The following is a 22,641-nucleotide window of genomic DNA, read 5'->3' as shown; positions in this document are numbered from 1 at the left end:
GCGGTGCGGTGCGCGAGGATGGCGGGCCCGCTCTGCTCCGGGATCCGTCCGACGACGTGCGCGACTCTCGTGTGCCGGTACGTCCGTTTCGAGCGCCCGCGCGTCTCGAACGCTCCGAGAGGCTCCGCCCGTGCGCGCTCCGTCCTCCCCCCTGCTGCGTGACCTCCCGGTGCTGCTGGTGGCGGTGGTCTGGGGATCGAGCTTCCTGGCGGTGCAGCGGGTGGCCGAGCCCGGCACGGTGGTGGCGATGCTGGTGCTGCGCTTCGGCCTGGTGCTGCCCGTCCTGGGGCTGGCCGCCTGGCGGTCGCTGCGGCGGCTGCGGCCGGCCGAGTGGCTGGGCGGGGCCGGGCTGGGGCTGGTGCTCGGTGCGATCTTCCTCCTGGAGACTTTCGGCGCGGTGCACACCTCGGCGACCAACGCGGGCCTGATCATCAGCCTGACGATCGTGTTCACCCCGCTCGCGGAGAGCGCGCTGACCCGGACCAGGCTGCCGCGCTCCTTCCTCGCGGCGGCTGGCCTGGCGGTGGTGGGCATCGCGCTGCTCACCGGGGACGGCGGACTGCGGGCCCCGGCCTCCGGCGACCTGCTGGTGCTCGGCGCCGCCGTCGTGCGGACGGTCAACGTGCTCGCCACCGCCCGGGCCCGGTCGATCCGGCGGAGCGACACGCTGGCCGTCACCTGGGTCCAGCTCGCGGCCGCGACGCTGGTGTTCGCCACCGCCGCGCCGTTCGCCGGCCCGCTGCCCTGGACGGTGGCGGCCGGCTACGGGCCGGCCCAGTGGGGCTGGCTGCTGCACCTCGCGCTGCTCTGCACGCTGTTCGCGTTCTTCGTGCAGATGTGGGCGGTCCGCGCCACCTCGCCCTCCCGGGTCAGTCTGCTGCTGGGCACCGAGCCGCTCTGGGCGGCGGTGTTCGGCATCACCCTGGCCGGGAACCACCTCGGACCGCTCGCCCTGCTGGGCGGCGCCCTCGTTCTGGCCGGCACCGAGTGGGGCCGGCGGACCGCCTCGGCACCGCGGCCGCGGACGGCCCCGGCGGAGGGGGAGCCGGTCCCGGCGTAGCCGCCCGGACGAGATGGTGACGGCGGTCGGGGTGGTGGAGGTGGTGGTCGCGGTGGTGCTCGTCGCCGGCGTCCCAGGGTGCGGCGGGCGTAGGCGACGGTGACCGCGGCGACCAGCGGACCCCAGGCGATCATCGGCAGGTAGCAGAGGGTCATGATCACTCCGGCGCTGCCCTGCGGGGCATCCGGATTGCTCAGCTCTTCGGTCCAGCCTTCGAACAGGGAGGTCAGACCGAGCAGGGTCAGGACGGCCGAGCCGAGCGCGGCCGGGACGATCGCGGCGAGCGGCCGGACGGCCCGGCCGCCGAGGAACGGGATCCAGCGCGGGACCACCTCGCCCCAGGGGCGGACCAGCCCCAGGGTGAGGAAGGCCAGCAGCTCGGCCAGCCCGCTCAGTGCGACGAGGTACGCGGTGCCCCAGCCCGGGGTGTTGTGGTCGAACGCCTCGGCGAGCTCCCCGCTGAAGCCGACCGGGACGCCGAGGCCGAGGGCGAGCCGCCAGAGCCCGGAGGGCACGGTGGTCCAGACCGTGGCGCGGGCGGCCAGCTCGGCCCAGCGCGGAGTGCCGGCCGGCCGGACCTCGCGCCTCCGTGTCACCGCGGACGCGGCCCCCGAGGGACCGCCCGCGGCGGCTGTCGTGGTGGCGGTCGCGGTCGCGCCGGCCGCGATCGTGGCGACGGTGGTGGTGGACATGGTGACGGACTCCCCTCCGGCCGGCCAGGGTGGCCGGTCCGACGGGATCAAGAGTGGCCCTCGGGCCGGGGCCGCCATCAGTGCCGATCGGGCTGTCTTCGCTGCTCGGAACGGGGGCGGAAACCTGCCGATCGGCACAGGCGGAGCGCTCCGGAGATCCGTAGGCTTCCCGCAGGAAGGAGGCGAGCATGCATCAGATCGTGGCGCTGGCGGCCCCGGTGGCGATCGTCGGCGGGTGGCTGCTGAGGTCCCGGTTCGGGCCGGCGGTGGTGACGGGTGTCGCCGGCGCGGTGTCGGTCGGGTCCACGGCCGGCGCCTGGGCTGCCGGCCGGTGGACCGAGGCCGACCAGTGGGCGGGTGTGGTCGGGCTGCTCGAACTCGCCTCCCTGCTCGTCCTGGTGGTCGTCGCGCTGCGCGCCGAGGGAGGCCGGCGCGCAGCGGTGGCGGTCTGGACGGTCGGTGGTGCGGTCGCGCTCTGGCCGTCCAGGTTCGAGAAGGTCGTCGGCCCGGAAGACGGGCTGGCCCTCTTCGGGTTCGGCTCGGCCTTGGCGCTGCCGGCCGTCCTGGTCGGGCTCTACCTGCGCGGGCTGGACGACGCGCGGCGCCGCTCGGTGGCGGCGGCCCGCCGCTCCCAGCGGCTCGAACTCGCCCACGACCTGCATGACTTCGTCGCGCACGACGTCAGCGGAATGGTTGCCCAGGCGCAGGCCGGCATGGTGCTGGCGGCCTCGGACCCGGCACGCGCGGCGGCCCTGTTCGAGCGGATAGAGCGGGCCGGGCTGCAGGCCCTGGCCTCACTCGACCGGACCGTCCACCTGCTGCGCCGGGAGGACGCCGACGGTCCGGTGCGCGGCCCGCAGCCCGGCCTGGCCGAACTGGCCGAGCTCACCGAGCGGTTCGCCGGCTCGGACGGCGTGGAGGTGCGGTTGGACGCCCCGGCCGAGGATCCGGGGATCCCCCGGGAGGTGGCGGCCACCGCCTACCGGGTCGTGGTCGAGGCGCTGACCAATGTGCGGCGGCACGCGCCCGCCGCCCGCACGGTCGAGGTCCGGGTGCGCCGCGATGGACGGCGGCTGACCGTACGGGTGCGGGACGACGGCGGCGCGGCTCCGCAGCCGTCCGGGCCGCGCCGGGGCGGCAGCGGGCTGGCGGGGCTGGCCGCCCGGGTGGAGGCCCTGGGCGGCACGCTCGCCGCCGGCCGGGAGGGCGGCGGCTGGCAGGTGGCGGTCACCCTGCCGCTCAAGGCGTGGTGACCGGCCGGGCGGAGGCCGCGGCACGTTCGGCGGGAACAGCCGGGGCGGCAGGAGCGGTCACGACGGCCGCAGCTCTCGGAGCAGTCGGAGTGGCAGGGCGGGCGGGGCCGGCGGGGCCGGCGGGGCGAGTGCGGCGGCCGGCAGCGGCGCGGACGACAGGAGGAGAAGACGTGGCAGGCACGGCACGGGGACCCTACCGGCGACCGGAAGGAGGCGCGGGCCGATGACGATCAAGGTGCTCCTCGCCGACGACGACGAGGTGATCCGCAGCGCGTACCGGATCATCCTCGACGCCCAGCCGGACATCGAGGTGGTGAACGAGGCCGCGGACGGTGAGGAGGCGATCGCCCTGGCCGAGCGCCTGCGGCCGGACGTGATCCTCGCCGACATCCGGATGCCCCGGCTGGACGGGCTGGAGCTGACCCGGCGGCTGGCCGGGGAGTTCCGGGTGGTCGTGGTGACCACCTTCGACCTGGACGAGTACGTGCACGAGGCGATCCGCGCAGGGGCGGCCGGCTTCCTGCTGAAGCGCTCGGGGCCGTCACTGCTGGCGGAGGCGGTCCGGTCCGCCGTCGCGGGGGACGCCTTGATCAGCCCGCAGATCACCGTCCGGCTGCTCCGCCGGCTGTCGGGCGGCACACCGCGGCGGCCGGCGGGCGGCCGGGCAGCGCAGCGTCCGCGGGTCGGCCCGGTCGAGGAACTCACCGCGCGGGAGAAGGAGGTCGCGGGGCTGGTCGCGGACGGCGCAACCAATGCGGAGATCGCGGCGGAGCTGTTCATCAGTGCCGGGACGGTGAAGAACCACCTGGCCGCGATCCAGCGGAAGCTCGGCACCCGGAACCGGGTCGGCATCGCCGCGTGGGCCTGGGAGAGCGGGGCCTGAGTCCGGACGCGCGCTTGTGAACGAAGGGTCAAGCGGGCGTTCGCGGGGCCGCCACCCCTGCGGGTGAGCCGCTATAACACGTCAACATGACGCCCGGAAATTTGCTCTCGGCGAGGCATAGTTGATATAGGCGCATGGCCCTGACCAGCCGCTTCGCAGATAATTGCGACTGCTTGTGACCATTTGACTTCTTTGCGTCGACAAATCTCGTCATGCTCACCTTCGCCACGATTCGCGAGGTGGCGGAGATCACAAAGATCGTCTTGAACTGCGTGTCGCAGATCACAAGCCGACGGGCATAGGATGCGCTCGTTCCGGGCTTTGTGAACTGCCTCACATGGGGTGGATCTCGGGAACTGGAACGCCGGGTTCACCAGAGTGTGACCCGTCGGTTCCGATCTGCAGTCAAGGACGACTGGACGGAGGGAGCGGGGGCTATGAATGCCTACGCGCCGATCCTCGTACTCGGTGCCATCGCCGCGGCGTTCGCGGTCGGCTCCGTCGTGATGGCCTCACTGACCGGCCCCAAGCGCTACAACCGGGCCAAGCTGGAGGCGTACGAGTGCGGCATCGAGCCGACCCCGCAGCCTGTGGGCGGCGGTCGGTTCCCGATCAAGTACTACCTGACGGCGATGCTCTTCATCGTCTTCGACATCGAGATCGTCTTCCTCTACCCGTGGGCCGTGAGCTTCGACGCCCTGGGGATCTTCGGGCTGGTCGAGATGCTCCTGTTCATCGCCACCGTCTTCGTCGCCTACGCCTACGTCTGGCGCCGCGGCGGTCTGGAGTGGGACTGACCGCTGACTTTGTGAACATGCGGACAAGCCAACGGACTTGAGGGCATTGAGAGGGATCTGATGGGAATCGAGGAGAAGCTGCCGAGCGGCTTTCTGCTCACGACCGTGGAGACGGCCGCCGGCTGGGTGCGCAAGGCGTCGCTCTTCCCGGCCACCTTCGGGCTGGCCTGCTGCGCGATCGAGATGATGACCACCGGCGCGGGCCGCTACGACCTGGCCCGGTTCGGCATGGAGGTGTTCCGGGGCTCGCCCCGGCAGGCCGACCTGATGATCGTGGCGGGCCGGGTGAGCCAGAAGATGGCCCCGGTGCTGCGCCAGGTCTACGACCAGATGGCCAATCCGAAGTGGGTCATCTCGATGGGCGTCTGCGCCTCCTCCGGCGGGATGTTCAACAACTACGCGATCGTGCAGGGCGTCGACCACATCGTCCCGGTGGACATCTACCTGCCCGGCTGTCCGCCGCGCCCGGAGATGCTGATGGACGCGATCCTGAAGCTGCACGACAAGATCCAGCACGAGCCGCTCGGCGTGAACAAGCGCCGCGCCGAGGAACTGGGCGAGGCGCTCGCGCTGCAGGCCACCCCGGTGAGCGAGATGCGGGGGCTGCTGCGATGAACGAGCAGGTACCCGAGACCCGCCGCGAGCAGCCGCGCCGCGAGATCCCGGTCGAGGTGGTCGGCCGCCGGCAGGGCATGTTCGGCGCCCAGGGCAGCGGCGACACCTCCGGCTTCGGCGGGCTGGTCGCCCCGATCGCCCTGCCGCCGGCCAGCGAGCGCCCCTACGGCGGCTGGTTCGACGAGGTCGCCGACGAGCTGGAGGGCGCCCTGGAGGAACAGGGCCTCGACCCGGCCGAGGTGATCGAGAAGACCGTCGTCGACCGCGCCGAGCTCACCTTCCACATCGCCCGCGAGCACCTGCTGCGCACCGTCCGCACCCTGCGCGACGACCCGGCGCTGCGCTTCGAGCTCTGCCTCGGGGTGAGCGGCGTGCACCACCCCGGCGACCGGGGCCGCGAACTGCACGCGGTCTACCACCTGCGCTCGATCACCCACGGCCGGCTGATCCGGCTGGAGGTCACCGCGCCGGACGCCGACCCGCGCATCCCGTCCGTGGTCAGCGTCTACCCGACCAACGACTGGCACGAGCGCGAGGCCTACGACTTCTTCGGCCTGGTCTTCGAAGGCCACCCGGCCCTCACCCGGATCATGATGCCGGACGACTGGCTGGGCCACCCGCAGCGCAAGGACTACCCGCTCGGCGGCATCCCCGTCGAGTACAAGGGCGCCCAGATCCCGGCGCCCGACCAGCGGAGGTCGTACAGCTGATGAGCACCCAGCACTACGAGGAGACGCACCAGGGCGACGCCGCCGAGGCGGGCGCCCGGGAGACCACCGAGGGCCGGGTCTTCACGGTCACCGGCGGCGACTGGGGCGAGGTGGTCGAGGCCGTCGGCCGGGCCGACGACGAGCGCATCATCGTCAACATGGGCCCGCAACACCCCTCCACCCACGGGGTGTTGCGGCTGATCCTGGAGATCGACGGCGAGACCGTGACGGAGGCCCGCTGCGGCATCGGCTACCTCCACACCGGCATCGAGAAGAACATGGAGTTCCGCAGCTGGGTCCAGGGCACCACCTTCGTGACCCGGATGGACTACCTGACCCCGCTGTTCAACGAGACCGCCTACTGCCTGGCGGTCGAGAAGCTGCTCGGCATCACCGACGACATCCCCGAGCGGGCCAGCGTCATCCGGGTGCTGATGATGGAGCTTAACCGGATCGCCTCCCACCTGGTCTGCCTGGCCACCGGTGGCATGGAGATCGGCTCCACCACGCTGATGATCTACGGCTTCCGCGACCGCGAGCTGATCCTGGACATCTTCGAACTGGTCACCGGCCTGCGGATGAACCACGCGTACGTCCGCCCCGGCGGCCTCGCCCAGGACCTCCCGCCCGGCGCGGTCGACCAGATCCGCGAGGCCGTGAAGACCTTCCGCTCCCGGATGCACGAGTACGACAAACTCGCCACCGGCAACCCGGTGTTCAAGGCCCGCCTGGTCGACGTCGGCTTCCTCGACCTGCCCGGCTGCCTCGCCCTCGGCGCCACCGGCCCGATCCTGCGCGCCACCGGCCTGCCGCACGACCTGCGCAAGTCCGACCCGTACTGCGGCTACGAGAACTACGACTTCGAGGTCGCGATCGCCGACAGCGCCGACTCCTACGGCCGCTTCCTGATCCGCCTGGAGGAGATGAAGCAGTCGCTGCGGATCGTCGAGCAGTGCCTGGACCGGCTGCGCCCCGGCCCGGTCATGGTGGCCGACAAGAAGATCGCCTGGCCGGCCCAGCTCGCCGTCGGGCCGGACGGGATGGGCAACTCCCTCGACCACATCCGGAAGATCATGGGCACCTCCATGGAGGCCCTGATCCACCACTTCAAGCTGGTCACCGAGGGCTTCCGGGTCCCGGTCGGCCAGGCCTACGTGGCGGTCGAGTCGCCCAAGGGCGAGCTGGGCGTGCACGTGGTCAGCGACGGCGGCACCCGCCCGTACCGGGTCCACTTCCGGGACCCGTCGTTCACCAATCTGCAGACGATGGCGGCGATGTGCGAGGGCGGCCAGGTGGCCGACGTCATCGTCGCGGTGGCCGGGATCGACCCGGTGATGGGAGGCGTGGACCGGTGACAGACGTCCGACTGGGGATGCCGGCGCTGCCGGCCAGGCCGTACCCCGAGGAGGTGCACGCCCGGCTGGCCGCCGACGCCGCGGAGCTGATCGGCCGCTACCCGGTGGCCCGGTCCGCCCTGCTGCCGCTGCTGCACCTGGTGCAGGCCGAGGAGGGCTTCGTCAGCCCGACCGGCATCCGGTTCTGCGCGGAGCAGCTGGACCTCACCACCGCCGAGGTCACCGCCGTCGCCACCTTCTACACCATGTACCGGCGCCGGCCGGCCGGCGAGTACCACGTCGGGGTCTGCACCAACACCCTGTGCGCGGTGCTCGGCGGCGACCAGATCTTCGCCGAACTCCAGGAGCACCTCGGGATCGCCAACAACGAGACGACCGAGGACGGCCGGATCTCGATCGAGCACATCGAGTGCAACGCGGCCTGCGACTACGCGCCCGTGGTGATGGTCAACTGGGAGTTCTTCGACAACCAGACGCCGGAGAGCGCCAAGCGGCTGGTCGACGACCTGCGCGCGGGCCGCGAGGCCGCACCCACCCGCGGCGCCCGGCTCTGCTCCTTCAAGGAGACCGCCCGGATCCTGGCCGGCTTCCCCGACGAGCGCCCCGGCGCCGTCGACGAGTCCGGCGCCGGCGGCGCCCCCTCGCTGGCCGGCCTGCGGCTGGCCCGCGGCGAGGCCCTGCCCGGCACCGGCGGCACCCGCGTCGTCTCCCCCCGCCACGAGGGCACCGGCCAGGAAGGGAACGAAGCGTGATGACCTCCGCCGAGCCGGCCGAGAAGCTGCTCACCCCCGTCCTGTCCGCCTCCTGGGACGACTCCCGCCCCTGGAGCCTCGCCACCTACCGCCGCCACGCCGGGTACGAGGGCCTGCGGGCCGCCCTCGCCATGCCCCCGGACGACGTGATCGCCCTGGTCAAGGACTCCGGCCTGCGCGGCCGCGGCGGCGCCGGCTTCCCCACCGGCATGAAGTGGCAGTTCATCCCGCAGAACGACGGCAAGCCGCACTACCTGGTGGTCAACGCGGACGAGTCCGAGCCGGGCACCTGCAAGGACATCCCGCTGCTGTTCGCCAACCCGCACTCGCTGATCGAGGGCATGATCATCGCGTCCTACGCGATCCGCTGCGACCACGCCTTCATCTACCTGCGCGGCGAGGTCGTCCCGGTGCTGCGCCGGCTCCAGGCCGCCGTCGCCGAGGCGTACGCGGCCGGGCTGCTCGGCCAGGACATCCTCGGCTCCGGCCTCGACCTGGACATCACCGTCCACGCCGGCGCCGGCGCGTACATCTGCGGCGAGGAGACGGCCCTGCTCGACTCGCTGGAGGGGCGCCGCGGCCAGCCGAGGCTGCGCCCGCCGTTCCCGGCCATCGCCGGCCTCTACGCCTGCCCGACCGTGGTCAACAACGTCGAGTCGATCGCCTCGGTGCCGCCGATCCTGGCCCGGGGCAAGGAGTGGTTCAAGGGCCTGGGCACCGAGAAGTCCCCCGGCTTCACGCTCTACTCGCTCTCCGGCCACGTCACCAACCCCGGCCAGTACGAGGCCCCGCTCGGCATCACGCTGCGCCAGCTGCTCGACATCAGCGGCGGCATCCGCGCCGGCCACCGGCTCAAGTTCTGGACCCCGGGCGGCTCCTCCACCCCGATGTTCACCGACGAGCACCTCGACGTCCCGCTCGACTACGAGGGAGTCGGCGCGGCCGGCTCCATGCTCGGCACCAAGGCCCTGCAGATCTTCGACGAGACGACCTGCGTGGTCCGCGCGGTCACCCGCTGGACGGAGTTCTACGCCCACGAGTCCTGCGGCAAGTGCACCCCCTGCCGCGAGGGCACCTACTGGCTGGTCCAGCTGCTCAAGCGGATCGAGGCCGGCCAGGGCACCGAGGGCGACCTCGAGAAGCTCCTGGACATCGCCGACAACATCAACGGCAAGTCCTTCTGCGCGCTGGGCGACGGCGCCGCCAGCCCGATCGTCTCCTCGCTCCAGCACTTCCGGGCCGAGTACGAGCAGCACCTCGTGGAGCGCCGCTGCCCGCTCGACCCGGCCGCCTCCACCGTCTGGGCCGACGGCCCCCGCCCCGGCCACCAGTCCGCCACCGAAAGGGAGGTGCACGCGTGACGATCACAGAACCCTCCACCTCCACGGGCGGACAGGCCCCGGTCGAGCTGGTCACGCTCACCATCGACGGCGTAGAAGTGCAGGTCCCCAAGGGGACGCTGGTGATCCGGGCCGCCGAGCAGATCGGCACCCAGATCCCGCGCTTCTGCGACCACCCGCTGCTCGACCCGGCCGGCGCCTGCCGGCAGTGCATCGTGGAGATCGAGGGCCAGCGCAAGCCGGTCGCCTCCTGCACCATCCCGGTCGCCGAGGGCATGGTGGTCCGCACCCAGGTCAGCTCGCCGGTCGCCGAGAAGGCCCAGCGCGGCGTGATGGAACTGCTGCTGATCAACCACCCGCTGGACTGCCCGGTCTGCGACAAGGGCGGCGAGTGCCCGCTGCAGAACCAGGCGATGTCCACCGGCGACGCGGAGTCCCGCTTCGAGGGGGTCAAGCGCACCTACGAGAAGCCGCTGCCGATCAGCAGCCAGGTGCTGCTGGACCGGGAGCGCTGCGTGCTCTGCGCCCGCTGCACGCGGTTCTCCCAGCAGATCGCCGGCGACCCGTTCATCGACCTGGTCGAGCGCGGCGCCCTGCAGCAGGTCGGCACCGGCGAGGGCGACGACTTCGAGTCGTACTTCTCCGGCAACACCATCCAGATCTGCCCGGTCGGTGCCCTCACCTCGGCGGCCTACCGGTTCCGCTCCCGCCCGTTCGACCTGGTCTCCTCGCCGAGCGTCTGCGAGCACTGCTCGTCCGGCTGCGCCCAGCGCACCGACCACCGGCGCGGCAAGGTGCTGCGCCGGCTGGCCGGCGAGGACCCGGCGGTCAACGAGGAGTGGAACTGCGACAAGGGCCGGTTCGCCTTCCGCTACGCCCAGCAGCGTGACCGGATCACCACCCCGCTGGTCCGCCGGGACGGCGAGCTCGTCCCCGCCTCCTGGCCGGAGGCGCTGGCCGCCGCCGCCGAGGGGCTGCGCGAGGCCCGCACCGGGGTGCTCACCGGAGGCCGGGTCACCGTCGAGGACGCCTACGCCTACGCCAAGTTCGCCCGGGTGGTGCTCGGCACCAACGACGTGGACTTCCGGGCCCGCCCGCACAGCGCCGAGGAGGCGGAGTTCCTGGCCGCCGCGGTCGCGGGGCAGGGCGTGGACATCACCGGCGAGGGCGTGACCTACCAGGACCTGGAGGCCGCGCCGGTCGCGCTGCTGGTGGCCCTGGAGCCCGAGGAGGAGTCGCCGATCGTCTTCCTGCGGCTGCGCAAGGCGAGCCGCGCCGGAGGGCCGGTGGTCTTCTCGATCGCCGCGCACGCCTCCCGGGGCCTGGCCAAGCTGCGCGGGGCGCTGCTGCCCGCCGCACCCGGCACCGAGGCCGAGTGGCTGGCCGCGCTCGCCGCCGACGAGCCGCTCAGCGACGACGCCGGGCGCGCCGCCGAACTGCTGCGCACCCCCGGCGCGGTGATCCTGGTCGGCGAGCGGGCCGCCGCCGCCCCCGGCGCGCTCTCCGCCGTACTGCGGCTGGCGCACGCCACCGGCGCCCGGCTCGCCTGGATCCCCCGGCGGGCCGGGGAGCGCGGCGCGGTCGAGGCGGGCGCGCTGCCCGGCCTGCTGCCGGGCGGCCGCCCGGTCAACTCCCCGGGCGCCCGGGCCGAGGCCGCCGCCCTCTGGGACGTGGCCGCGATCCCGGCCCGGCCGGGCCGGGACACCGAGGAGATCCTCGCCGCGGCCGTCGGCGGCGAACTCGGCGCGCTGTTGGTCGGCGGCCTCGACCCGGAGGACCTCGCCGATCCGGCGCAGGCCGAACTGGCGCTGGCCGCCGTCCCGTTCGTGGTCTCGCTGGAGCTGCGCCCGTCCGCCGTCACCGCGCACGCCGACGTGGTGCTGCCGGTGGCCGCGGTCGCCGAGAAGGCCGGCACCTTCCTGGACTGGGAGGGCCGGGTGCGGATGTTCGAGGCCGCGCTCAAGCCGGACCAGCAAGTGGGCCGGCACCTGCACCCGGACCTGCGGGTGCTGAGCATGCTCGCCGACGCGCTGGGCCACCGGCTCGGCCTGCCCGACGTGCGCGCCGCCCGGCTGGAGCTGGACCGGTTCGCGCCCTGGGAGGGCGAGCGCCCGGCCGCCCCCGCCGCCCACCCGGGCCTGCTGCCCCGGCCGGCCACCGGCCAGGCGGTGCTGGCCGGCTGGCGGCTGCTGCTCGACCGGGGCTCGCTCCAGGAGGGCGACCCGCACCTGGCCGGCACCCGGCACCGCGCCGTGGCCCGGATCTCGCCGACCACCGCCGAGGAGATCGGCGCCGTCGACGCGACCGCGCTGCGGCTGACCGGCCCGGCCGGCTCGGTCACCCTGCCGCTGGAGATCGGCAAGGAGATGCCCGACCGCACGGTCTGGATCCCGCTCAACTCCACCCCGGGCGGCGCCTGCCGCACGCTCGGCACCACCATCGGTCACCTGGTCACCATCGCCCCGGCGCAGGACGACGAGGCCCGGGACGGCGAGGCGCAGGGCGTCGAGCCCGACGAGGAGGAGAAGTGAACCCCACCTCGCACCCGCTCGCCGGGTACGACCTCGCCGCGTACGAGACGCTCGGCTTCTTCGGCCGCGACCCCTGGTGGCTGGTCCTGCTCAAGGCGGTGTTCTGCTTCGCCTTCCTGGTCGGCACGGTGCTCGTGGCGATCGTCTGGGAGCGCAAGGTGGTGGCCTGGATGCAGCTGCGCATCGGGCCCAACCGGCACGGCCCGTGGGGCCTGCTGCAGTCGCTCGCCGACGGCGTGAAGCTGGCGCTCAAGGAAGACCTGGTGGTCAAGGGCGCCGACAAGGCGGTCTACATCCTGGCCCCGATCGTCTGCGCCATCCCGGCGTTCATGGCCTTCGCGGTGATCCCGTTCGGCCCGGCCGGTGACGAGATCTCGATCTTCGGTACCCGGACGCCGATGCAGCTGACCGACTTCCCGGTGGCGCTGCTGTACATCCTGGCCACCGCCTCGGTCGGCATCTACGGCATCGTGCTGGCCGGCTGGTCCTCCGGCTCGACCTACCCGCTGCTCGGCGGTCTGCGCTCCTCGGCCCAGATGATCAGCTACGAGATCGCGATGGGCCTGTCCTTCGCGGCGGTGTTCATCTACTCCGGCTCGATGTCCACCTCGGAGATCGTCTCCTCGCAGCAGCCGACCTGGTTCGCGGTGCTGCTGCCGGTGTCGTTCATCGTCTACATCGTGGCGATGGTCGGCGAGACCAACCGCGCGCCGTTCGACCTCCCGGAGGCCGAGGGCGAGCTGGTCGGCGGCTTCAACACCGAGTACTCCTCGCTGAAGTTCGCGATGTTCATGCTCGCCGAGTACGTCAACATGGTCACCGTCTCGGCCGTCGCCTCCACCCTGTTCCTGGGCGGCTGGCGCGCCCCCTGGCCGGTCTCCACCTTCTGGGAGGGCGCCAACCACGGCTGGTGGCCGCTGCTGTGGATCACCCTCAAGATCCAGCTGCTGCTGTTCTTCTTCATCTGGCTGCGCGGCACCCTGCCCCGGTTCCGCTACGACCAGTTCATGAAGCTCGGCTGGAAGGTGCTCATCCCGGTCTCGCTGGTCTGGCTGGTGATGGTGGCGGCCGTCCGGGCGCTGCGCAACGAGGGCTACGGGTTCGGCGAGGTGGTGCTCTACGTCGGCGCCCCGGTCGGCGCGCTGCTGCTGCTCGGCCTGCTGCGGGACGTCGTGAAGCGCCGGCCCGAGACCGAGGACGGCGCGCCGCGCGGGGAGTTCGACCCGATGGCCGGCGGCTACCCGGTGCCGCCGATGCCCGGCCAGCAGCTCCCGCCGGTTCCGCGCCGGCGCAGCCGTGCCCCGAAGCAACTCCAGGACGCCCTCAACGGGGCCGACCATTCCGAAGGGAGCTGAACCGAGATGTCGTCCGACCAGAACCGCCGGACCGACCGGCCCGAGCCGGCCGAGAAGCCGTCCATCCTCGGACCGGCCGCCGGCTTCGGCGTGACCTTCAAGGCCATGTTCAAGAAGCGGCTCACCGAGCAGTATCCGGAGCAGAAGAAGCCCACCGCCCCGCGCTTCCACGGACGCCACCAGCTCAACCGGCACCCGGACGGCCTGGAGAAGTGCGTCGGCTGCGAGCTGTGCGCCTGGGCCTGCCCGGCCGACGCGATCTACGTCGAGGGCGCGGACAACCAGGAGGAGGAGCGCTACTCGCCCGGTGAGCGGTACGGCGCGGTGTACCAGATCAACTACGCCCGCTGCATCCTGTGCGGTCTGTGCATCGAGGCCTGCCCGACCAGGGCGCTCACCATGACCAACGAGTACGAGCTCGCGGACTCCTCCCGCAAGGACCTCATCTTCACCAAGGAGCAGCTGCTGGTCGGCCTCTCCGAGGGCATGGTCGACACCCCGCACGCGATCTTCCCGGGCGCCGACGAGGGCGCGTACTACCGGGGCGAGATCACCGCGGCGGCGCCGGGCACCGAGCTCCAGGAGCGCACCGCGCGGGAGAAGGAGGCGCAGTCGTGACCGCCGCCCCCGCCACCCTCGCCGCCGTCACCGGCGCGACCTCCACCGGCGAGGCCGTCCAGTTCTGGGGGCTCGCGGTGATCGCCGTCGGCGGCGCCCTCGGCATGCTGCTGATGAAGAAGGCGGTGCACAGCGCGCTCTGCCTGGCCGCCACCATGCTCGCCCTGGCGGTCTGTTACATGGCCCAGGGCGCGGTGTTCCTGGGCGTGGTGCAGATCGTCGTCTACACCGGCGCGATCATGATGCTCTTCCTGTTCGTGGTGATGCTGGTCGGCGTGACCAGCGCGGACTCGCTGAAGGAACAGCTGAAGGGCCAGCGGTTCGCCGCCGTGCTCTGCGGGCTCGGCTTCGGCGTGCTGCTGGTCGCCGGGATCGCCAACGCGAAGCTGGACACCTTCTCCGGCCTCGCCGAGGCCAACGCCGAGGGCAACGTCCAGGGCCTGGCCCGGCTGATCTTCACCAAGTACGTCTGGGCCTTCGAGGTCACCGGCGCGCTGCTGATCACCGCCGCGATCGGCGCCATGGTGCTCACCCACCGCGAGCACGTGAAGGCCCCGAAGACCCAGCGCGAACTGGCCGCCCAGCGGGTCGCGGACAACCTGCAGGTCCCGCCGCTGCCCGCGCCCGGCGTCTACGCCCGGCACAACGCGGTGGACATCCCGGGTCTGCTGCCGGACGGCTCGATCGCCGAGGACTCGGTCATGCAGACCCTGCGCGAGCGCGGCCAGATCCGCGACGTCAGCCAGGAGATGCTGGCCCGGATGGCCGAGCTGGAGTCCACCACCGCCGACTGGCTGGGCCGCCCGCGGTCCGAGCGCCCGCCGGTGACCGGCCCGCGCCAGGCGCTGGAGCCGGTGGCCGCCAACCACACGGCGCCGGCGAACCGCCCGGCGTCCGACCACGACGAGGAGGGGGCGGAGTGAATCCGGTCAACTACCTCTATCTCTCCGCCCTGTTGTTCACCATCGGCGCCTCCGGCGTGCTGATCCGGCGGAACGCGATCGTCCTGTTCATGTGCGTCGAGCTGATGCTCAACGCCTCCAACCTGGCGCTGGTCACCTTCTCCCGGATGCACGGCAACCTGGACGGCCAGATCATCGCGTTCTTCACCATGGTGGTCGCGGCGGCCGAGGTCGTGGTCGGCCTCGCGATCATCGTCACGATCTTCCGGACCAGGCACTCCGCTTCGGTCGACGACAGCAACCTGATGAAGCTGTAGGCGGAGGGCCTCGGTGAACTCTCTCATTCCGCTGCTGGTCGCGGCCCCGCTGGCCGGCGCCGCCCTGCTGCTGCTCGGCGGCCGGGCCTTCGACCGGTTCGGCCACTGGCTGGCCACCGCGCTCGCCGCGCTGTCCTTCGGCTTCGGCCTCGCGCTGTTCTCGTCCATGCTGGGACGGGACGCCGAGGACCGCGCCGTCACCAAGTACCTGTTCAGCTGGATCCCGGTGAACGGCTTCCAGGCCGACATCTCCTTCCGGCTCGACCAGCTCTCGATGACCTTCGTCCTGCTGATCACCGGCGTCGGCACGCTGATCCACCTCTACTCGGTGGGCTACATGGCGCACGACGAGCGCCGGCGCCGCTTCTTCGCCTATCTGAACCTGTTCCTGGCGGCCATGCTGCTGCTGGTGGTCGCCGACAACTACCTGCTGCTGTACTTCGGCTGGGAGGGCGTGGGCCTCGCCTCGTACCTGCTGATCGGCTTCTGGCAGCACAAGCCGAGCGCCGCGACGGCCGCCAAGAAGGCGTTCATCGTCAACCGCGTCGGCGACATGGGCCTGTCGATCGCGATCATGCTGATGTTCGTCGAGTTCGGCTCCTTCGCCTTCGAGCCGGTCTTCGCCACCGCCGACAGCGCGAGCGAGGGCAAGCTGACCGCGATCGGCCTGATGCTGCTGCTCGCCGCCTGCGGCAAGTCCGCGCAGGTGCCGCTGCAGTCCTGGCTCGGGGACGCGATGGAGGGCCCGACCCCGGTCTCCGCGCTGATCCACGCGGCCACCATGGTCACCGCCGGCGTCTACCTGATCACCCGCTCCGGGGCGATCTTCAACCTGGCGCCGGACGCCCAGACCGCCGTCGTGGTGGTCGGCGCGGTCACCCTGCTCTTCGGTGCGATCGTCGGTTGCGCCAAGGACGACATCAAGAAGGCGCTGGCCGGCTCGACCATGTCGCAGATCGGCTACATGATCCTGGCGGCCGGCCTCGGCCCGATCGGCTACGCCTTCGCGATCATGCACCTGGTGACCCACGGCTTCTTCAAGGCCGGGCTCTTCCTCGGCGCCGGGTCGGTCATGCACGGCATGAACGACGAGGTGAACATGCGTCACTACGGCGGTCTGCGCAAGTACATGCCGGTCACCTTCGTCACCTTCGGCCTCGGCTACCTGGCCATCATCGGATTCCCGGGCCTGTCCGGCTTCTTCTCCAAGGACAAGATCATCGAGGCGGCCTTCGCCAAGGGCGGCACCGAGGGCTGGATCCTCGGCCTGTGCGCCCTGACCGGCGCCGCGGTCACCGCGTTCTACATGACCCGGGTGATGATCCTGACCTTCTTCGGCGAGAAGCGCTGGCAGCCGGACGCCCAGGGCAACGACCCGCACCCGCACGAGTCGCCGAGCACCATGACCGTCCCGATGATCCTGCTGGCGGTCGGCTCGGTGTTCGCCGGCGGGCTGTTCGCGTTCAACGAGTCCTTCCTCACCTGGCTGGAACCGGTCACCGGGTACGAGCACGGCCACTCGCCGCTCGGCGAACTCACCGTCACCCTGCTCACCAGCGCCTGCATGGTGGCCGGCGTCGCGCTCTCGTACCTGGTGTACGGCCGCTCCGCCGTCCCGGTGGTGCCGCCCTACGGCTCCCCGCTCACCCGGGCCGCCCGCCGGGACCTGCTCCAGGACGACTTCAACCACGCCGTCCTGGTCCGCCCCGGCTCGGCGCTCACCGCCGCCCTGGTGTACTTCGACAGCCGAGGTCTGGACGGCTTCGTCAACGGCCTGGCCGCCACCATCGGCGGCGTCTCCAGCCGGCTGCGGCGGATCCAGAACGGCTACGTCCGCTCGTACGCGCTCTCCATGTTCGGCGGCACGCTGGTGCTGGTCGCCACGACTCTCCTGATGAGGTCCGTCTGATGTACCCGGATGACACACAGCGTCAGGAGGCCGGGGCATGAGCGTCCTCCTCACCGCGACCTGCGCGGTCCCGGCGGCCGGTGCGGTGGTCACCGCCGCCCTGCCGGCCGGGAGCACCGAGGGCCGGCGGCGGACCGCCAAGACGGTGGCGCTGGTCTTCTCCGCCGTCACCCTGGCCCTGGCCGGCGCGGCCGCCGCGCGGTTCGACCCGGACGGCGCGCGCTACCAGCTGACCGAGTCCTACAACTGGATCCGCTCCTTCGGCATCACCTTCTCGCTCGGCGTGGACGGCATCGGCGCCGTCCTCGCCCTGCTCACCGCCGTCCTGGTGCCGATCGTGCTGCTCGCCTCCTGGCACGACGCCGACCCGGCCGTCCCCGCGCGGGAGGGGACCGCCGACCCCGACACCTTCGAGGCGCGGCGCCGCACCCAGGGCTTCTTCGCCCTGGTCCTGGCGGTGGAGGCGATGGTGATCGTCTCCTTCTACGCCACCGACGTCTTCGTCTTCTACGTCTTCTTCGAAGCCATGCTGATCCCGATGTACTTCCTCATCGGAGGCTTCGGCGACCGGGCCGGCGGCCCCGAGTCGGCCCGTCAGCGCTCCTACGCGGCGGTCAAGTTCCTGCTGTACAACCTGCTCGGCGGCCTGGTCATGCTGGCCGCGGTGATCGGCCTGTACGTGATCGCGCAGGACCAGGGCCTGGCCACCTTCGACCTGCCGACGCTCACCGGCGCGGTCGCCGACGGCCGGCTGGAGCTCAGCGGCGCCGCCGAGAACGCGCTGTTCCTCGGCTTCTTCTTCGCCTTCGCGGTGAAGGCCCCGCTCTGGCCGCTGCACACCTGGCTGCCGAACGCGATGGGCGAGGCCACCGCCGGCACCGCCGTCCTGATCACCGCCGTGGTCGACAAGGTCGGTACCTTCGCGATGCTCCGCTTCTGCGTCGGGCTGTTCCCGGAGGCCTCGAAGACCTTCGCCCCGGCGATCCTGGTCCTCTCGGTCATCGGGATCATCTACGGCGCGCTGCTGGCCATCGGCCAGAAGGACATCAAGCGGCTGGTCGCCTACGCCTCGATCTCGCACTTCGGCTTCATCATCATGGGCATCTTCGCGCTGACCAGCCAGGGCCAGAGCGGAGCCACCCTCTACATGGTCAACCACGGCATCTCCACCGCCGCGTGGATGCTGGTGGCCGGGTTCCTGATCTCCCGCCGCGGCTCGCGGCTGATCGCCGACTACGGCGGCGTGCAGAAGGTCGCCCCGGTGCTCGCCGGCACCTTCCTGATCGGTGGCCTGGCCACCCTCTCGCTGCCCGGACTGGCGCCCTTCGTCAGCGAGTTCCTCGTCCTGGTCGGCACCTTCACCCGGTACCCGGCGATCGGCATCGTCGCCACCTTCGGCATCGTGCTCGCCGCGCTGTACGCCCTGCTGCTCTACCAGCGCACCATGACCGGCCCGGTCAAGGAGGGCGTCGGCGGCATCAGCGACCTCAAGGTCCGCGAACTCGCCGTGGTGACCCCGCTGGTGGCGCTCACCGTGCTGCTCGGCGTCTACCCGAAGCCGCTCACCGACCTGGTCAACCCCTCGGTGAACGCGACCCTCTCGCAGGTCCACCAGACCGATCCGGCACCGGCCCACCCGGTCGCCGCCGACCACGGGACCGCCCAGGACGGGACCGCCCGCTCAGGAGGTGAGCACAAGTGAGCAGCACCGGCTGGCTCGCCGCCGCCGGCGGCACCCAGAGCATCCCCGCGCCGCACATCGAGTACGGCCAGTTGTCCCCGATGCTGGTGGTGTTCGGCGCCGCCGTGACCGGCATCCTGCTGGAGGCCTTCCTGCCCCGGCAGCTGCGGCACTGGGCCCAGGTGGTGACCGCGCTGACCGGCCTGGCCGGCGCCTTCGTCGCCGTCCTGGTGCTCGCCGCCCAGGGCTACGGCACCACCAAGGTCGGCGCGGTCGCGATGGGCTCGGTCGCCCTGGACGGCCCGACGCTGTTCCTCCAGGGCGTCATCCTGCTGGTCGCGGTGGTCGCGGTGCTGACCTACGCCGAGCGCAAGCTGGAGCCGAAGGCCGGGGGAGCGCCGGCCGACGCGTTCACCGCCCAGGCCGCCGCCACCCCCGGCGGCGAGCAGGAGCGCGGCGCGATCCGGGCCGGCTTCACCACCAGCGAGGTCTTCCCGCTCACCATGTTCGCGGTCGGCGGCATGCTGCTGTTCCCGGCCGCCAACGACCTGCTGACCATGTTCGTCGCGCTGGAGGTCTTCTCCCTCCCGCTCTACCTGCTCTGCGCGCTGGCCCGGCGCCGCCGGCTGCTCTCCCAGGAGGCGGCGGTCAAGTACTTCCTGCTCGGCGCCTTCGCCTCGGCGTTCTTCCTGTTCGGCACCGCGCTGCTGTACGGCTTCGCGGGCAGCGTGCGGCTGGGCGAGATCGCCGACGTCATCTCCGGCAACGCGCTGCTCACCCCGGCGCTGGTCTCCTCGACCCAGAACGACGCCCTGCTGCTGGTGGGCCTGGCGATGCTGGCGGTCGGCCTGCTCTTCAAGGTCGGCGCGGTGCCGTTCCACGCCTGGACCCCGGACGTCTACCAGGGCGCGCCGACCCCGGTCACCGGCTTCATGGCGGCGGCGACCAAGGTGGCCGCGTTCGGCGCGGTGCTGCGGCTGTTCTACGTGGCCTTCCCCGCGCTGCGGCTGGACTGGCGCCCGGTGCTCTGGGGTGTGGCGATCCTCACCATGGTGGTCGGCGCGGTCCTGGCCGTCACCCAGCAGGACGTCAAGCGGCTGCTCGCCTACTCCTCGATCGCGCACGCCGGCTTCATCCTCACCGGGGTCATCGCCAGCAACCGGCAGGGCGTCGGCTCGGTGCTGTTCTACCTGCTGGCGTACTCCTTCGTGACGCTCGGCGCGTTCGCCGTGGTCACCCTGGTGCGCGACTCCAAGGGCGAGGCGACCCACCTGTCCAGCTGGGCCGGCCTGGGCCGGCGCTCCCCGCTGGTCGCGGCGGTGTTCGCGCTCTTCCTGCTGGCCTTCGCGGGCATCCCGCTGACCTCCGGGTTCACCGGGAAGTTCGCGGTCTTCCAGGCCGCGGCGGCCGGCGGGGCCACCCCGCTGGTGATCGTCGGTGTGCTCAGCTCGGCGGTGGCGGCGTTCTTCTACATCCGCGTCATCGTGCTGATGTTCTTCTCCGACCCGCAGCCGGGCGGCCCGACCGTCGCCATCCCGAGCGCCTTCACGGCGACCGCGATCGGCGTCGGCGTCCTGGTGACGGTGGGTCTCGGACTGCTGCCGCAGTACTTCCTGGACCTCGCCTCCAAGGCGGTGTTCTTCGCCGGCTGACCGCCCGCCGACGGCCCGGCCGACCGCCCCGGCGGAGGCCGGGCCGACCGCTCCCACGACCGTCCGGGTCGCGCCCGCGCGCGCGGCCCGGACCCGTCGTCCGGGTATCCGTGCTGGCCAGCGGGGACGCTCCGGTCATGACAGAGCCGCACGCCCGTGCAGTGATCCACTCGCGACCGGATACCCTGCCTGTATGGCCAGCGGCGGCACTCAGGGACCGGGCCGCTAGATCGACCAGGGACAGAGGAGTGGTCTTCGTGACCGTCGTGGGACCCTTTGGGCTCAGCGTGCAGGACCGCGATCTGACCCGCGACGTCCAGGCCGGGATGGAAGCGGTGGAGATCGCGCTCACCGACGCCGTGAAGAGTGACGTCCCGTTCATCACCGTCACCGCCAGCCACCTGATCGAGGCCGGCGGCAAGCGCTTCCGCCCGCTGCTGGTCCTGCTCGCCGCCCGGTTCGGCGACGCCAGCGCGGCCGGCGTGATCCCGGCCGCCGTCGTCGTCGAGCTCACCCACCTCGCCACGCTGTACCACGACGACGTCATGGACGAGGCCCCGGTGAGACGCGGGGCCCCCAGCGCCAACTCCCGGTGGGACAACTCGGTCGCCATCCTGACCGGCGACTTCCTCTTCTCCCGCGCCTCCCAGGTGCTCGCCGACCTCGGCCCGGAGGCCGTCCGGCTGCAGGCCGACGCGTTCGAGCGGCTGGTCACCGGCCAGATCCTGGAGACCGCCGGTCCCGGCCCGGACGACGACCCGCTGGACCACTACCTGAACGTGCTGGCCGGCAAGACCGGCTCGCTGATCGCCGTCTCCTGCCGGATAGGAGCGCTGGCGGCCGGCGCCGAGCCGTGGGTGATCGACATCCTGAGCGCCTTCGGCGAGCGGATCGGCATCGCCTTCCAGCTGGCCGACGACGTGCTGGACATCGCCAGCGACGGCCACGAGTCCGGCAAGACCCCCGGCACCGACCTGCGTGAGGGCGTGGAGACCCTGCCGACCCTGCTGCTGCGCCAGATGCCCGCCGACCCGGCCGATCCGGAGGACGCCCGGCTGCGCGAGCTGCTGCGCAAGGACCTCTCCGACGACGAGCTGCACGCCGAGGCGCTGCGGCTGCTGCGCCGCCACCCGGCGCTGGAGCACGCCCGCCGGGAGACCCTGCGGCACGCCGAGGAGGCCCGCGCGCTGCTGGACCCGCTGCCGGACGGCCCGGCCAAGGACGCGCTGCAGGCGCTCTGCGACTCGGTGGCCATCCGCACCATGTGACGGACGGGCAGCCCCGCCCGGGCGGGCGGGGCCAATCTCGCCGCCCGCGGCTCCGGCGGTCGCCCGGATGGGGGAGACTGACACCCGTCAGCACCGTGTCCGCACCTCCGCCCATCCGGAAGGCCGCCATGCTTCGCGTCGTCATCGCCGAGGACTCCGTACTGCTGCGGGAGGGCCTGACCCGGCTGCTCACCGACCGCGGCCTGGAGGTCGTGGCCGGCGTCGGGGACGGCGACGCGCTGATCAAGACCATCCACGACCTGGCCGCCGCCGACGCGCTGCCCGACGTGGTGGTCTCCGACGTGCGGATGCCCCCCTCCCACACCGACGAGGGACTGCGCGCCTGCGTCACCCTGCGCGGCCGCTACCCGGAGCTCGGCGTGCTGGTGCTCTCGCAGTTCGTCGAGGAGCGCTACGCCTCCGAACTACTGGCCGGTTCCACCCGTGGCGTCGGCTACCTGCTGAAGGACCGGGTCGCCGAGGTCCGCGAGTTCGTGGACGCGGTGGTCCGGGTCGCCGAGGGCGGCACGGCGCTGGACCCGGAGGTGGTCCAGCAGCTGCTGAGCCGCAGCCGCAAGGGTGACGTGCTGGCCGGGCTGACCCCGCGCGAGCGCGAGGTGCTGGGGCTGATGGCGGAGGGCCGGACCAACACCGCGGTGGCCAAGCAGCTGGTGGTCTCGGAGGGCGCGGTGGAGAAGCACGTCAGCAACATCTTCCTGAAGCTGGGCCTCGCACAGAGCCCCGGGGACCACCGCCGGGTCCTCGCGGTGCTCACTTATCTGAATTCCTGACCGGCCTGCCGCGGGATCGTTCGAAGGCGGTGTTCGCGTCCGAACCGAACCGCCGATCCAGCGATCCAAACCGGTCGTCCACGCCCTTTTTCCGGGGTGCGGCGGTGATTTTCCGCCGCATCGGGGAGTTCCGTCCAAGGCAATCCTTACCCGCATAGGA

At 72.1% G+C, this 22,641-nt stretch carries 19 protein-coding genes; all 19 read left to right on the top strand.

Annotated elements, in window-relative coordinates:
* Nucleotides 1-130 precede the first annotated feature (130 nt).
* Nucleotides 131-1,060 carry a DMT family transporter gene (locus tag ABT093_RS00525; protein WP_350558132.1) on the top strand — a complete coding sequence of 310 codons (930 nt, stop codon included), beginning with the start codon at nucleotides 131-133 and terminating at the stop codon, nucleotides 1,058-1,060.
* A gap of 880 nt (nucleotides 1,061-1,940) precedes the next feature.
* Entirely contained in the window at nucleotides 1,941-3,005 is a 1,065-nt protein-coding gene (locus tag ABT093_RS00520; protein ID WP_350558129.1) for a sensor histidine kinase, read from the top strand.
* A gap of 223 nt (nucleotides 3,006-3,228) precedes the next feature.
* Nucleotides 3,229-3,888: a response regulator gene (locus tag ABT093_RS00515; protein WP_350558126.1), complete on the top strand. Its 660-nt coding sequence runs from the start codon at nucleotides 3,229-3,231 to the stop codon at nucleotides 3,886-3,888.
* Nucleotides 3,889-4,325: 437 nt separating this feature from the next.
* Nucleotides 4,326-4,685: an NADH-quinone oxidoreductase subunit A gene (locus tag ABT093_RS00510; RefSeq protein WP_014137597.1), complete on the top strand. Its 360-nt coding sequence runs from the start codon at nucleotides 4,326-4,328 to the stop codon at nucleotides 4,683-4,685.
* Between the two features lie 60 nt (nucleotides 4,686-4,745).
* Entirely contained in the window at nucleotides 4,746-5,300 is a 555-nt protein-coding gene (locus tag ABT093_RS00505; protein ID WP_030300882.1) for a NuoB/complex I 20 kDa subunit family protein, read from the top strand.
* The gene (locus ABT093_RS00500) at nucleotides 5,297-6,010 is read left to right on the top strand and encodes an NADH-quinone oxidoreductase subunit C (RefSeq protein WP_502884090.1); all 714 of its coding nucleotides are present in this window, start codon (nucleotides 5,297-5,299) and stop codon (nucleotides 6,008-6,010) included. Before ABT093_RS00505 ends, ABT093_RS00500 begins: the two co-directional genes overlap by 4 nt.
* Nucleotides 6,010-7,365, top strand: coding sequence for an NADH-quinone oxidoreductase subunit D (locus tag ABT093_RS00495; RefSeq protein ID WP_350558123.1), 1,356 nt, complete (start codon nucleotides 6,010-6,012; stop codon nucleotides 7,363-7,365). Before ABT093_RS00500 ends, ABT093_RS00495 begins: the two co-directional genes overlap by 1 nt.
* A complete protein-coding gene (nuoE, locus tag ABT093_RS00490) occupies nucleotides 7,362-8,117 on the top strand; it encodes an NADH-quinone oxidoreductase subunit NuoE (protein ID WP_350558120.1) in 756 nt (251 codons plus the stop codon). The genes ABT093_RS00495 and nuoE overlap by 4 nt, the downstream gene beginning before the upstream one ends.
* The gene (nuoF, locus tag ABT093_RS00485; protein WP_350558117.1) at nucleotides 8,117-9,478 is read left to right on the top strand and encodes an NADH-quinone oxidoreductase subunit NuoF; all 1,362 of its coding nucleotides are present in this window, start codon (nucleotides 8,117-8,119) and stop codon (nucleotides 9,476-9,478) included. Before nuoE ends, nuoF begins: the two co-directional genes overlap by 1 nt.
* Nucleotides 9,475-11,988 carry an NADH-quinone oxidoreductase subunit G gene (locus ABT093_RS00480; protein ID WP_350558114.1) on the top strand — a complete coding sequence of 838 codons (2,514 nt, stop codon included), beginning with the start codon at nucleotides 9,475-9,477 and terminating at the stop codon, nucleotides 11,986-11,988. Before nuoF ends, ABT093_RS00480 begins: the two co-directional genes overlap by 4 nt.
* Nucleotides 11,985-13,343, top strand: a complete 1,359-nt coding sequence (gene nuoH, locus ABT093_RS00475) for an NADH-quinone oxidoreductase subunit NuoH (protein ID WP_350558111.1) — start codon at nucleotides 11,985-11,987, stop codon at nucleotides 13,341-13,343. The genes ABT093_RS00480 and nuoH overlap by 4 nt, the downstream gene beginning before the upstream one ends.
* Before the next feature lie 6 nt (nucleotides 13,344-13,349).
* Complete coding sequence (gene nuoI / locus ABT093_RS00470; RefSeq protein WP_350558108.1) at nucleotides 13,350-13,961, top strand: NADH-quinone oxidoreductase subunit NuoI; 612 nt, start codon at nucleotides 13,350-13,352, stop codon at nucleotides 13,959-13,961.
* Complete coding sequence (locus tag ABT093_RS00465; RefSeq protein ID WP_350558105.1) at nucleotides 13,958-14,884, top strand: NADH-quinone oxidoreductase subunit J; 927 nt, start codon at nucleotides 13,958-13,960, stop codon at nucleotides 14,882-14,884. Before nuoI ends, ABT093_RS00465 begins: the two co-directional genes overlap by 4 nt.
* Nucleotides 14,881-15,180 (top strand): NADH-quinone oxidoreductase subunit NuoK, encoded by a 300-nt coding sequence (nuoK, locus tag ABT093_RS00460; RefSeq protein WP_253793010.1) that lies wholly within the window; start codon nucleotides 14,881-14,883, stop codon nucleotides 15,178-15,180. Before ABT093_RS00465 ends, nuoK begins: the two co-directional genes overlap by 4 nt.
* A 13-nt stretch (nucleotides 15,181-15,193) precedes the next feature.
* Nucleotides 15,194-17,089: an NADH-quinone oxidoreductase subunit L gene (gene nuoL, locus ABT093_RS00455; RefSeq protein WP_350558101.1), complete on the top strand. Its 1,896-nt coding sequence runs from the start codon at nucleotides 15,194-15,196 to the stop codon at nucleotides 17,087-17,089.
* A gap of 37 nt (nucleotides 17,090-17,126) precedes the next feature.
* Nucleotides 17,127-18,791, top strand: coding sequence for an NADH-quinone oxidoreductase subunit M (locus ABT093_RS00450; RefSeq protein WP_350558098.1), 1,665 nt, complete (start codon nucleotides 17,127-17,129; stop codon nucleotides 18,789-18,791).
* Nucleotides 18,788-20,422, top strand: a complete 1,635-nt coding sequence (gene nuoN, locus ABT093_RS00445; RefSeq protein ID WP_350558095.1) for an NADH-quinone oxidoreductase subunit NuoN — start codon at nucleotides 18,788-18,790, stop codon at nucleotides 20,420-20,422. The genes ABT093_RS00450 and nuoN overlap by 4 nt, the downstream gene beginning before the upstream one ends.
* A gap of 257 nt (nucleotides 20,423-20,679) precedes the next feature.
* Nucleotides 20,680-21,690, top strand: coding sequence for a polyprenyl synthetase family protein (locus tag ABT093_RS00440; RefSeq protein ID WP_350558092.1), 1,011 nt, complete (start codon nucleotides 20,680-20,682; stop codon nucleotides 21,688-21,690).
* Nucleotides 21,691-21,818: 128 nt separating this feature from the next.
* Nucleotides 21,819-22,481, top strand: coding sequence for a response regulator transcription factor (locus ABT093_RS00435; protein ID WP_350558089.1), 663 nt, complete (start codon nucleotides 21,819-21,821; stop codon nucleotides 22,479-22,481).
* The last annotated feature ends 160 nt before the right edge of the window (nucleotides 22,482-22,641 follow it).

This window comes from Kitasatospora sp. NPDC002551, from assembly GCF_040296005.1.
In the GTDB taxonomy this organism is placed as follows: domain Bacteria; phylum Actinomycetota; class Actinomycetes; order Streptomycetales; family Streptomycetaceae; genus Kitasatospora.
This window is presented reverse-complemented; position numbering and strand designations above follow the sequence as displayed.